Origin of the sequence: Lactobacillus sp. B4005, from assembly GCF_026536045.1 — a bacterium.
Taxonomy (GTDB): Bacteria; Bacillota; Bacilli; order Lactobacillales; family Lactobacillaceae; genus Lactobacillus; species Lactobacillus panisapium.
In genome coordinates this window covers 472,731-485,534 of sequence record NZ_JAFNOZ010000002.1, presented here as the reverse complement: position 1 = coordinate 485,534, position 12,804 = coordinate 472,731, and the positions used below count along the sequence as shown (strand labels likewise).

At 38.5% G+C, this 12,804-nt stretch carries 13 protein-coding genes; 9 read left to right on the top strand and 4 right to left on the bottom strand.

The annotated features are described in order from the left end of the window. Positions 1-47: 47 nt before the first annotated feature. Both cls and J3U73_RS06765 read right to left on the bottom strand, forming a co-directional pair. Entirely contained in the window at positions 48-1,505 is a 1,458-nt protein-coding gene (cls, locus tag J3U73_RS06770) for a cardiolipin synthase (RefSeq protein ID WP_267409950.1), read from the bottom strand. 23 nt (positions 1,506-1,528) lie between these two features. Then, entirely contained in the window at positions 1,529-2,461 is a 933-nt protein-coding gene (locus J3U73_RS06765; protein ID WP_267409949.1) for an alpha/beta hydrolase, read from the bottom strand. 70 nt (positions 2,462-2,531) lie between these two features. On the opposite strand from J3U73_RS06765, the gene J3U73_RS06760 reads away from it, so the two are divergent. Beyond that, a complete protein-coding gene (locus J3U73_RS06760; protein WP_267409948.1) occupies positions 2,532-3,323 on the top strand; it encodes a ribonuclease H family protein in 792 nt (263 codons plus the stop codon). On the opposite strand, the gene J3U73_RS06755 is transcribed toward J3U73_RS06760, so the two are convergent. Further along, positions 3,324-4,289 carry a DUF1002 domain-containing protein gene (locus J3U73_RS06755; RefSeq protein ID WP_267409947.1) on the bottom strand — a complete coding sequence of 322 codons (966 nt, stop codon included), beginning with the start codon at positions 4,287-4,289 and terminating at the stop codon, positions 3,324-3,326. A 141-nt stretch (positions 4,290-4,430) separates the two neighbouring features. Between J3U73_RS06755 and J3U73_RS06750 the strand changes: the two genes are divergently transcribed. The 6 genes from J3U73_RS06750 (at position 4,431) to J3U73_RS06725 (ending at position 9,280) form a co-directional block, all read left to right on the top strand. Then, positions 4,431-5,276: a glycosyltransferase family A protein gene (locus tag J3U73_RS06750; RefSeq protein WP_220268992.1), complete on the top strand. Its 846-nt coding sequence runs from the start codon at positions 4,431-4,433 to the stop codon at positions 5,274-5,276. Continuing rightward, a complete protein-coding gene (locus J3U73_RS06745; protein ID WP_220268993.1) occupies positions 5,273-5,929 on the top strand; it encodes an alpha/beta fold hydrolase in 657 nt (218 codons plus the stop codon). The genes J3U73_RS06750 and J3U73_RS06745 overlap by 4 nt, the downstream gene beginning before the upstream one ends. A 127-nt stretch (positions 5,930-6,056) precedes the next feature. After that, the gene (locus J3U73_RS06740; protein ID WP_220268994.1) at positions 6,057-7,037 is read left to right on the top strand and encodes a ribose-phosphate diphosphokinase; all 981 of its coding nucleotides are present in this window, start codon (positions 6,057-6,059) and stop codon (positions 7,035-7,037) included. A gap of 140 nt (positions 7,038-7,177) precedes the next feature. Beyond that, the gene (locus tag J3U73_RS06735) at positions 7,178-7,861 is read left to right on the top strand and encodes a TetR/AcrR family transcriptional regulator (protein WP_220268995.1); all 684 of its coding nucleotides are present in this window, start codon (positions 7,178-7,180) and stop codon (positions 7,859-7,861) included. Between the two features lie 11 nt (positions 7,862-7,872). Further along, on the top strand, positions 7,873-8,700 hold the full coding sequence (locus tag J3U73_RS06730; protein ID WP_220268996.1) for a hypothetical protein: 828 nt from the start codon (positions 7,873-7,875) through the stop codon (positions 8,698-8,700). A gap of 103 nt (positions 8,701-8,803) precedes the next feature. Then, on the top strand, positions 8,804-9,280 hold the full coding sequence (locus J3U73_RS06725) for a nucleoside 2-deoxyribosyltransferase (protein ID WP_220268997.1): 477 nt from the start codon (positions 8,804-8,806) through the stop codon (positions 9,278-9,280). Between the two features lie 49 nt (positions 9,281-9,329). Here J3U73_RS06725 and J3U73_RS06720 read toward each other — a convergent pair whose 3' ends face one another. Further along, positions 9,330-10,319, bottom strand: a complete 990-nt coding sequence (locus tag J3U73_RS06720) for a CAP domain-containing protein (RefSeq protein WP_267409945.1) — start codon at positions 10,317-10,319, stop codon at positions 9,330-9,332. Positions 10,320-10,426: 107 nt separating this feature from the next. Between J3U73_RS06720 and J3U73_RS06715 the strand changes: the two genes are divergently transcribed. Both J3U73_RS06715 and J3U73_RS06710 read left to right on the top strand, forming a co-directional pair. Beyond that, positions 10,427-11,479, top strand: coding sequence for a helveticin J family class III bacteriocin (locus J3U73_RS06715; RefSeq protein ID WP_267409944.1), 1,053 nt, complete (start codon positions 10,427-10,429; stop codon positions 11,477-11,479). 236 nt (positions 11,480-11,715) lie between these two features. After that, on the top strand, positions 11,716-12,801 hold the full coding sequence (locus J3U73_RS06710) for a D-alanine--D-alanine ligase family protein (RefSeq protein WP_220269000.1): 1,086 nt from the start codon (positions 11,716-11,718) through the stop codon (positions 12,799-12,801). The last annotated feature ends 3 nt before the right edge of the window (positions 12,802-12,804 follow it).

Here is a 12,804-nt window from a genome sequence, read left to right as displayed (position 1 = left end):
TTGTTGCAACTATTCAATTTAAAATAACTTTAAGATAATTTACAGTTCTATAAAATTGGTGATAGCATCCGTGAAAAACTTTGAAGAGTTCGTAACCAACGACCTTGTTGCTCAATCATTTGTGGTGTCAGTAAAGTGGAAACTTGCATGTCGTCTTCAAATGATTGAGCAACTTCTTTAGTGAAGTTTTTATCATAAAAAACGGCCACGTCCTCAAAGTTTAGGTCATAAGAACGATAATCTTGGTTCATTGAGCCTACAGTTGCGAAATCGTCATCAACAACAATGGTTTTGGCATGGATAAAGCCGTTATTGTAAATATAAACCTTAATGCCGTAGCGGGATAATTCGTTAGCATACCACTGCGTTGCCCGGTAAATGAAGGGATGATCCGGTTTGCACGGAATCATGATGCGCAAATCAACACCAGACATGGCAATTGTTTGCAGGGTGGCAAACATGGCATCATCTGGAATAAGGTAAGGTGTTTGAAGCCACAAGCGTTTTTCGGCTTGAAACATGAGCCGGATAATGCCATTACGCATATTTGCGTTGTAACGGTCAGGCCCATCAGAAATAATTTGGGTGGCTACATCACCGGGATGAATTTCATTTTCATCCAAATTAGGGAAGAGCATCGTGTTAAAAGTAATAATCTGCTCCTCTTGCTGAATTGAGGCATTCCAGTCCATGACGAAGCGTTCTTGCAAAAGCAATGACGCGGATCCAACAATTCGCACCTGACTGTCGCGCCAGTAGCCGAACTTTTTCTTGCGACTCAAATACTGATCACCGATGTTGAACCCGCCGGTCCAAGAAGTTTTTCCGTCAACGACAACAATTTTGCGGTGGAGATGGTAGTTGATGCGGTAACGGGTAATCATATTGCGTGAAGTAATGAAAGGTAGAACCTCGCCTCCGGCCTTACGCAGCTGGTCAAACCAAGTTTTGGTTGCACCCATTGAACCCCAAGCATCATAGAGTAATCGTACCCGAACACCCTGTTTAGCTTTTTTAATTAGTAAATCAAGAATTTCGTTACCGATTTGATCATTATAAAAAGTGTAGAATTCAATATTGACAGTTTGTTTAGCATTTTCAATATCGCGCATCATGTCGCGAAACATTGGTGTACCATCAGTATAGAGCTGAACGTGATTGTTTTTGCTGAGCGGCGATTCGCTGTTACGGTCAAAAAAGCGGACCACCATGCTCGCTTTTCCTGAGGTGTCTGAGGGACTGGTCTTTCTCGGCGCCTTGGTAATTGACTTTTGCACATTGCGCAGTCCGATATGGTGTTGCTTATTAATGGCAAAAATATTTTCCTGCGAAATACCTCGTCCAAAAAAGCCGTACAAGATAATGCCGATAACAGGGAAAACTAGTAAGATAATTAGCCAAGCCCAAGTTGTTGAGACCGAGCGCCGGCGGTGAAAGACGATGTAGAAAGCTAAAATAGTGTTAGTAATAATGATAATGCGAATAATATCGCGGAGTAGAATCACGTAGTTCCTCCAAAAACAAAAGATTATTTTTTAAGTCCAATAAATTTATCAATAATACTGATTACCAGCGGATTATCATGCATCCAGCTGTGCTCGGCGTATTTTTTACCCCGAATTTCGACCTCATGATAGGATTTGGCGTGTGGTGCCAGAATATAGCGAATGCTCTTAGCCGAGATAACAGAAATAAATTTATCGCTATTTGTGTTATCAAGTACATTACCATAAATATTTAAAACCGAAATATCGGGATTGAACCTTTTACGCCTAAATAATAAATAAAGATAGTGCAAATTAATTACCGCTGGTCGACCGTTGCGATTGAGGCCGTTAACGTTGGGAATATCGCCCATATAGGTAACACCGTCAAATGGACCGGCAATGAATGCGCACATTGTTAGCCGCGGGAAATTTTTCCTGTGGTATGTCCGCATTTCGGTTCGCACAATACAAGGACAAGCTAAGGAATGAGCCACAGCACGATAATGCTTAAAATGATACCTGTTAGCCAAAAATGGCAGGATTAATCTTAGATAATAATCAATTGCGTAGACACCGACAATTCTCTGCCGAAAAACTACCTGCACAATAGGATTCTGATCCCCCGTCCATGTTCCTTCAAGCTTAAAGTTACCAAGCAAATCAGCGGTTACCTTGAGAAATTTAGCATTATTTTTATCTTTTAAGGCCTGCTTAACCATAATATTGGTGGTGTAGTCACCGCCGCGGAAGCCGTGAAAATAAATAATCGGTATTTGCTCAAAGTCACCGGTTTTGCTTTCAACAGTAGCATTATCTTCAATCCGTCTTTTATGTAGGCGTAAAAAAATGCGCAATGGTGCAATTGTTGCTAAAATAGCTAAGGAAATCATGTTGAACCGACTAGGTTCTTTTGATAAATTGTGCTTACGGTTCTTCTCAGCTTCTTCTTTATATTTTTTTGTATTGAAGAACATAATACCACCTTAAAAATAGAGCTACCTACATTTTAACATTGACTACGAAAATATAGTGACAGAGGTACATATGAAATTTTACGCCGTAAAAAAAGGCCGTACACCAGGTGTTTATCGCACATGGGATGCAGCCAAAAAACAAGTTGATGGTTTTCCTAACGCCGAATATAAATCCTTTAGCAAAGTTACGGATGCAACGGACTACTTGGATTGGGATCAGCCAACAATTAAGCAGGTTTTTCAAAAAGACGAAGACTCCTTAGAGCAAGCAATTGCCAAAATACAGCGGGCTAGTCAGACGGTTAATAAAAAGCAGCAAGTGTCTAAACAGAAAAAGACACATGCTGCAACAGAAAATGAAACTAGTGGCGACTATTTTGCCACGATTTATACCGATGGCGGAACCCGTAATACGGGCAACTTCAAAGGCGGCCACGTGAAGGCAACCGACAAGGCTGCCTGGGCTTATTTAATTGAGTGGTATGACCATAACCAAAAACAAACGGCATATGACTCGAATGGCGAATTTGGTGCCACTAATAATAAGATGGAGCTAACCGCCTTGATTGAAGCTTTGAAAAAGTTGCTGCAACTGGGCTTTAATCAGCAGCCATTATTGTTTGTCCTCGATTCTCAATACGTGTTAAATCCAATCACTAAAGGCTGGCTCAAGGGTTGGAAAAAACGGGGCTGGAAAAAGAGCACACCGGGTGCAATTGCCAATTTGAAATGCTGGCAGGAAATGGACCGGTTGCTAGAGCAATTTACTAGCGCCCAATTCGAATGGACTAAGGGCCATAATAATAACCGCGGCAATGAATTTGTCGACCATACGTTAAATAAGTTTATGGACCAAATGTGATTAGTTAAAGACGACGATTGTACCGCCAAATAAATGACTAAAGAAATTAGTTACATTTTGCCAAGCTTGTTCTAACCAATTGCGGTTTTCAGGGGTATTGACTTTGTCAAAAATGCCCTTAGCACCTTTTTTGATGTTATCGGATAAAGCTCCGGCTTGATCTTTAAACTTGTTGTCTTTTAAGGCTCCAGAATTGCGGATTTCAATTAAAACATTAATAATCTGCTGTTTTTGGTTATTGTTAATGACATCACCCAAGTGATTAATATTAATTTGGTTGTTAACGATGTCATGAATCTGACTATCAGAAATGTTATTGCCAATTTTGCCCATTTCTTGTTTAGCACCGGCAACGGCGTTGTTTAATTGAGCGTCACTGTAACCCTCTTTACCCTTATTTTCCTTGGTAATTTTACTTAAAGTTCCCATTTCGTCTTGGGCAGCATTAACCTGACTTTGATTGAGACTCTCGCCGGTTTTGTGGTAAGCGGCATAGACACCGGCTAAAGCACCAGAGCCATCGATAGGCACGGCACTAGTCACATAGATATTCGCGTCAGCAATTCCGGCAGTTAGTGCGGCATTTTTATACTGATCAGCGGTAATAGTCGTGATATTGTTTTTACCTTGATAATCCAAGATTTTGACATTAATGCCGCTGCCTTGAGCAGTCTTTTGAATCATTGCACTGGACCAAACGCCAGAATTAGTGGTGAAGTTAGCCCCCGAAGGATTAAGATATTTAACTAAATCGCTTCCTGTGATGGTAATAGTTTGGTAACTATTGCCGTTTAACGGCTCACTAAGCGTTTTAACTGTTCCGCTGCGCTGACCATCCGATAAAGAAGTTCCTAGACAAACAACGGGAAGATCATCTGCCTTGACTGTTTGTTGGGGCAGAGATAGTCCCAACGCTCCGATTAATAACGTTAAAATAGTAGTAATAATAGTTGTTGCTTTTTTCATAAAATAATCAACTCCTTGTTTATTGCTATTAATTATACTAAATGCTGATTACAAAAGTTTAAAATAGCTTTTTAGACCATCCAGTTTACGATATTTTTAATAATTTAGATGGTATAATAAAAAACAATGAGGGAGGTAGCGATGATTCAGCAACCTGAATTAACTGTCATAATGCCGGTCTACAATGTTGAAAAATATTTGCCGCGAGCACTAGAACACTTGGCTAAACAGAGCAACCCGAATTTCAAATTGTTGATTGTGAATGATGGTTCAACTGATAATACGAGAAAAATTGCGGAAAGTTACCGGAATGATTTTCATAATTTAAAAATAATAAATAAACCTAATGGCGGTTTGTCTGATGCCCGTAATGTTGGAATCGACAACGTTGATACGCCGTATTTTACCTTTCACGATGGTGATGATTGGGTAGATTCTGGTTATACAGACTTTTTTGTCCAAGCTTTTCATGAGCATCCCGAAGCAGCAATGGTTTCTTGTGGCTTTTGGCTTGACTATGAAAATAAGGAAGGCTCCGTACCGGCGACTAAGAAGAAAGTAAACGGGATGAAAGAAAAGTTGCGCAGTTATCAGCTTATCTGCAATCCGCTGGGATCACTATTTGACAATCACTTCTTAGCAACACCAGTTAAGGGCTACACTTGGAATAAGGGCTATAAGCTTTCCGTTGTTCGGCAAAACCATTTGCGTTTTATGGGCAACTTGGCATTTATGGAAGACCAAATTTTTAATGTGCAATATTTAGCCAAAACAGACGGCTTCTTTTGTGACAGCACGCCGTTATACCATTATTGGCAACGTAAAGACAGTATGGTTCATAACTTCAATTTAAAGATGATTCCTGATAACTTTCGGGCAAATCATATTATCCTTAAAACGATGATACGTAGTTTGTGGCATGAGCATAAAAAGGAAAAAAATTCTGAGCAAGAGTTGCTTGAAGCTAGTGAAAGGGATCAGCGATGAGAGAGAAAGTTAACGGTAACGAATTATATTACAGCAAACTGGGTAACGGAGAACCACTTCTTTTATTGCACGGTCATCACTTAGATGGTGGGATGTTTGACCAGATTATTGCCCCGCTCGGACTTTATTACACAGTTTATGTCCTTGATATGCGTGGACACGGCTTGAGTGAAGGCGAAATAGCGCAACATTACCAGACAGAAGTTAAGGATGTCGCTGATTTTATTGATCAGGTTGGTATTAGGGGCTGTTACTGTTTTGGTTTTGATGCCGGTGGTTTAGTTGCAATGATGCTTGCAAGTCAAGACCAAAAGGCCTTTAAAAAATTGATGGTTGCTGGTGTATTTGTCAATGGTAATGGCATTAGGCCATATCATTACTTAACCGAGGGGATTTTGCGCTTTTTGAGGCGTAATCGTGACAGTGAAGTAGAATTGACCGAAAGCTTTATGTCCGTTGATAGCTTAAAGGCGATTTCAATTCCAACATATTGTGTTGTTGGTGAAAAAGACTGGGTCAAGGTTGAACACGTTCGCTGGTACAGCCAGATTATTCCACAGGGCCAGCTTCTCGTAATGCCAAGGCAAAAACATGAAAGTTATGCTGTGAAAAGTTTTAAACTTCTTAATTTAATGGAAGATTTTTTTAAATAACTATTTTTTAACAAAACGTCGAAAAAGTTTTCGGCGTTTTGTTTTGATTTTTACCTTTTCTAGGCACTAGGGACTTTTTTGGTTATAATAGATTTGCAAAGTTAGTATTTTAAATAAAGAGGTAGCTATGAACAAAGAAGAACTTCTTCAGTTAATGCATCCAATGAAGTTAATTGGGTTAAGTGGTAATCCTGCTTTAAACGAAAAGATCGCCACGATTTTGAAAAAACCGCTAATTGAAACTGCTGTACAGCATTTTAGTGATGGCGAAATTCAGGTTAATATTGGTGAAAGCGTCAGAGGATGTGACGTTTTTGTTATCCAGTCAATTCAAGATCCAGTCAACGAAAACTTTATGGAGTTAGAAATTGTCTTGGATGCATTGCATCGCGCTTCTGCGCACCGAATTAATGTTGTTGTGCCTTACTTGGCATATTCGCGTTCTGATACTAAAACACGTTCCCGTGAACCAATCACAGCTAAGCTGGTTGCTAATTTATTGCAGATTACGGGCTTAGACCATTTAATTGCTTTAGATTTACATGCTTCGCAAATTCAAGGCTTTTATAACGTTCCGGTTGATCATCTGCACGCAATGCCGCTTTTAGCGCAATACTTCCTTGATAATGGAATTGCGACTAAAGAAGAAGACGATATTGTCGTTGTTTCACCTGATCATTCAGGAGCAAAATTAGCGCGGAACTTTGGGCAGTTCTTTGATGCGCCAATCGCAATTGTTGACCAACGTCGTGAACGTTATGATACAGATGTGCATGACATGATTGGTGACGTTAAGGACAAGAAATGTATTATTGTTGATGATTTGATTGACACTGGTTCACGCATTTCTTCTTCAACTAAATCAGTTTTAGCAGCTGGCGCTAAAAAAGTTTATGTTGCGGCTACGCATGCACTTCTTTCACAAAATGCACTGGAAACGCTTAATGAATTGCCAATTGAGCAAATAGTGGTAACTGATACAATTAAGCACAGCCACTATCCAGACAGAATGGTTCGGATTTCGGTCGATTTGCTTTTGGCTCGTGGAATTAATTATGTATATAATGATCGATCCATGCATTTGTTAAGTGAAATTGACTTGAAATAATTTAATTATTTAAAGTGTTTTTGTAAATACTTATAAGTACTGTTGTGCAAATGTTTTTACTACTATAATGTATTTTTGTTTATTTATTTTTTAACATTGGTATAATAGATAAACAAAATGTGTAGAACGGAGAAACCATTATGGCACGAAGGAAAAATTATAAGAGAAGACGAATTATTTTAAGTAATACCTTTCATTTAATTAGGGAAAATGGCATGGACAATGTGTCATTTCAGATGATTGCAGAAAAATCAGGGATTTCAAAATCTCTTCTTCAATCATATTATCCCCATAAAGCAAAGTTAACGGATGATGTGATTCGCAATATTCTTAATACCTTGGATGAACAGGTGAGAAAATTCAACCATGCCAAGGAGGGCAATATATGTGCCCGAACTAAGGCTTTTATTTATACGGTTGCAATGCTAGGAATTTATGACAAGGGCCTTAAGCGAATTATTTCTGAAGTTTTCAGTAGTAATGAAACTCTTGATAACTGGGGGAAAATGCTTAATAGTTGGGTAAAAGAAAACCAGATTTTTAATGAAGATACTTTTGATTTAAACGAAGTAGAGTACGGTATTGCATTTGTAGTAACTGGAGTTGGACGGTTATATCATGATAGTAAACGGTTTAATTTGTCTGCCGAACAGTTGGCTGATTACGCTACTAGTTCATTAATGTATAGTTTTCTGCATTGCACGCCTGAGCAGGTTAACCGTGCTCTTGAAGATGGTCATGAGATCATTAAATCAACTGATATCGAAACAATTCATCACGCAATTGATACGATGTTTGAAAAAGAAAAAGAGATCGTCTGTTAGGAAGGAAAAATATGGCAAATGGCGCGCGAGATGATCTGCGCAGAGTAACTCGGGAACAGGATGACCAATATCAAAAGGTACTGTCCTTTATTATCTATCTAATTGTGACGCTTATTATGGTTACGGTTACTTTTCTCAATCCTTTTTTTATGAAGAATCAGATTAGAACTAACAATAATGAAGCCATCATTGTTAGGCAGGTCAACAAGCACTTTGATACACTAGCTAACGAGATTGGAGCCAATAAAAATGGCAACGCCAATCTTTTGACTACTAAGCAAACGCAACCGATTGCCGATCATATTATTGATTATACTTTGGGTGCATTTTTTAAGTTTAATAATCTTAATTTAGCTAACCAAATTTTATATGATATTGATTTAAATATTGACCAGGGAGCATCAAGCGATGCTCAGTTGGTTCAACAAAAATTAAAAAAGCAGGGCAGTAATGCACCTTATGAAGTAGTTGATGCGTTCAGTTTAAATACAATGATGGTGGGCAGTAATGTTGCAACGGCATTACTGCTGCTTAACATTGTTGTGTTAGTTATGGCTGCTATCAGCTTGCGCTCGCTTATTAGTGACCTGCGTACAGAAATGACTTCGAAAAAATTAACCCATACTATTACGGGTGCAGCCATGTGGGCAAGTTTTTGGTTAATGCTGATTGCAGGAATCATTGCACTTGTTCCAATAGTTTTTAATGTTAGGGAAATTGCTGTTTTTGGCTATATTTTAGAAATTAGCAGCAGCATATTTTTGGATTTTGTAATTGTGGGGGTTGTTCTCTACATTTTAAGTGCTATTTTATGGGAATTTACAGCACCAGAAAATTAGCTAGTTAATTTAGCGTTAGTTCCCTTAAAACAGTACTTGACTACTAAAAAGTTTTTTAGGTAGGCTTGTCTTGCCAGAAGATTGCGAAAATAAGGAGTTAATAATGAAAATTTACTTTGCAAATGCTCTGTTTTCTCAGGCAGAAATTAATTATAATGCCCAATTAGCAGCTAAAATTCGTCAACTAGATCCTGCAATTGATCTATATTTACCACAGGAAAACGCTACAATTAACGATAAAGAGGCATATGCCGACTCAAAAATGATTGCTCAGGCCGATACTGATAAGCTCCTTCAAAGTGATTTAATGGTTGCCGTTCTTGATGGTCTCAGTATTGATAATGGGGTAGCAAGCGAAATCGGTATTGCCTACGCTAAAGAAATTCCGATTATTGGTCTGTACACTGATACGCGGCAAAAAGGCAGCAATAATAAGCAAAAATTAGCTGCACTAAGTGAAATCGCTGAAAATCAATTTCACTACGTAAACCTTTATACAACGGGACTAATTAAGTTAAGTGGGACAATTGTTAATAATGAACCTGATTTATTACAGGCAGTTGCAAAGTATTTAAAATAGCAAAAAAAGCCGCGGAAGTAAAATTTCCGTGGCTTTTTTCTGTCATAAATTAGTTGCTACCTAGTCGAAAGAGCTTGAAATGATAAGAAAGAATTCCCGCAATATCAACCCAGTATTCATGCCCATTAACTAAGGGAGTAGCTCCCGGAGAATAAGTAATAATGGTTGTAAAATTGCCATAGCCGGAATTATGATAATTGTGAACTTCCTGAGCTTGATAAGTTGTTTGCGTATCCTCATCGGTAATAGTAATTTGCGGAATTTCTTTAATTACTTGATCGGAGCTATAAAAAGACCAAGCAATGTTTTGTCCTTGGACTAATTCGAGCGGAAAAACGCCTGAACTAGGATAAGTGACTTGCTGTTGACTTGGCTTGCGAAAGACGTCAGCTGAATTAAGAACTTTTTGAACAGAATAGCGGTAACCATTTTTTCCGTAGGCGGCTCCGATTCCGGTTGTAGTCAGTCTAGTTGAGAGTAACCAGGCACGGTGTCCTGTGTCTGGTCCGGATAAATTATAGCGATCAGTAATTAAATCAGTAATTACATCGCCTGCAGTTTGGTCATGGGTATTAAAGTTAAGATTAGCAGAATTGGAAGTGGAGCGGGCGATTTGCCAAATCGCTTTGCTAACGTTGCGCGGCCTTTTTTCATAAGGAAGGTTGTGCTGGTTAATTAACGGATTGGCATTTAAGGTTGCCAAAACGGCAGCCGTTTTTTGTGCATCAATACTGTCTTGTTTGGCCTCAGCTATTGGTGTTAAGTCAAAAAGTCCGCGATAATAATTAATGTAAGCTAATTGATCACTAAGATAAGTCGGGCTTAGCACACCTTCTTTAAATTTGCGGTTGAGCTGCGGCTTAGTTACATAGAGGTTATCTTCGTTAAAAGGAGTTTTATCTAAAGCAGCATATTCTTGTTGCAATTGCTTTACTTGGTTTGCTTCACTTGGCGTGAAATTAGCTGCGTAAGTAGTTGTAGCGCTAAATGGAAAAATGAAAAGTAGGCTGGTAAATATAATAGATAATTTGCGTAACATTTTTCAAGACGTCTCCTAACTATAAAATATTATAAGGCAAAAAAGCCCTTTAGATAGCTACAAAACAAAAATTTAAAAAAGCTGGTAGAAAAGAGCGTTTATTAAATATGATTAACCCAAACATACCACAAGCAAGAAATGTTGAGCTGAAATTGGTTAGTAATCTTGATGATTGGGACGGCGTTACTGGACCGGTTGATCGTGATTTGCGTCAAGTCGTTGTTCAAAAAGCAACAATCGGCAAGAATTATACTTATGCCTTGCAACACGTTGCTGGTGATACTTTTGTTTATCGTGGCCATAATGGTCAAAATGTTAACTTTAATAAAAATAAGCCGGTGTTGTTCATGACGGGAACTGCTGCAGGGCATACCCAAACATTTGAATATGCGAATAAATTTGATCAATATTTTGTGGGAACTAAGCCAAATGACCTTAATATGAGCAGTACGTGGTCGAGCTGGTCAAAGCAGATTGCCCGGGTTTCTCTGTGGCACGCACAAAAATACAGTTCTAATACAAGCATGCAACCTCGGCTAGCTAACTTGAATCATGCAGGTAGCGACTTTGGTGTTGGTTGTGCGGGTGACCAATTTGCCCGCGTCGAGGCGGCAGTTTCACCTGATGGCCAATATTTTCTGATTGCTTACGGTGATAACGATCATAATGGTTACTTTGCACTATACCGTCTGAGTGCAATTAATGATGCCTTGGATCACGCCACCACTACTAGCAAATATGTTGATATAACAACTGTACAATGCCTTGCCGCCTTTAAAATTCCAACTTTATCTGGCAATCAAGGACAGGTAGGGTCTTTGCAAGGATTTGCCCTTGATCATTATGTTGCTAATCATAACGACCAGTTTAATCTTTATCTTTCTAGCCAGCCGTCTACTGATACAGCTGGCTTTGACCGTAAAATTGTTAAAATTCCGTGGGGCGAAGTTAATGCTACCGGTTGGGAATTAGTTGATTTGACAACTGCAACAGAACTGGCAATTCCGGGCTATTATACGGAAGTTGAAGGCATTCAGGTTGTAAGTAATAACAATGTTTTGGTGACGGTTGCCTACCACCAACTGCACGATTTTGCTAATCCAACTAAGCATCCCACTAAAATTAATAAAATTTACCAAGTAACTTGGGGACTTTTATAGCCAACACTAATGTTCGGGAAAAATATTATACTAAAAGCCAAAATGATTATTAGCAAAGTGAATTTTCACAATAAAAAAAAGCGGGCTATTAACTAATTGAAAAATTACTCATGTTTTTTAAGATTTAGGTTCGGATTAAAAAAATATTTCTAAAATTCGGCTAATTTGTGCTTTTTTAGGCTTACATTGCCGTATAATTAAAAAGTTAGAAACATTAATTAAGAGGTAAAAATAAAATGACTAGGAAAACACAGGTTGGCCTGATTTTTGGTGGCAATTCATCCGAATATGAAGTCTCAATTATGTCAGGCCACAACATTTATAATGCAATTGATCAAGATAAGTTTGATGTTCACCCGATTTGGATTACCAATGACGGGTACTTGGCTAGTGAAGCAGATTCTTTTAAGGTACTTAAAGATCCACACTATACGGTGCAAAATCCGCACAAAGTCGCTAATATTTCTAATCTAATTGAGTTAGCAAATTTACCTGAAATCGATGTTTTCTTCCCAATTGTCCACGGCAACTTAGGTGAGGATGGTTGTCTGCAAGGTTTATTTAGAATTTTGGATAAGCCATTTGTAGGTGACGATGTTTTATCTGCTGCAGTAACAATGGATAAGGAATTTACCAAGATTTTGGCACAACGAGCTGGTGTCCCGGTTGCTGACTGGATTGCAATTAAACGCTTTGAATATGACGAAGAAAATAATGCTAAATGTGATTACGCAAAAGTAAGCGAAAAATTGGGTGGTGACTTATTTGTTAAGCCATCCAATCAGGGTTCATCCGTTGGGGTTCACCATGTTACAAGCGAGAAAGAATACCGTGAAGCTTTAGCCGATGCCTTTAGGTATGACGATAAAGTTTTAGTAGAAGAAACGATTCATGGCACTGAAGTTGAAGTTGCTGTTTTAGGCAATGATCAGCCGCTTGTTTCTGGGGTAGGTCAAATTATTAACGCTGCGGGAACCTTCTACAGTTATGAAAATAAATATGATGATGATTCCACCACAACATTGCAGATTCCAGCCGAATTACCAGCCGAAATTATTGAAAAAATTAGGGCTAATGCCTTAAAAGTTTACCAGGTAACCGAATGTAGTGGTTTGGCTCGGGTTGACTCTACTTTACGTGAAAGTGACCAAAAGATTGTTTTTACTGAAGTCAATGCATTACCAGGTTTTACTAACATTAGTATGTATCCAAAATTGTTCGAAGAAGTGGGTATTCCTTATTCCGAATTGATCACACGGTTAATTAATGTCGGTCAAGAACGTTATGAGCATAAAAAGACGTTGCTACATAAAATCGGTTAATTA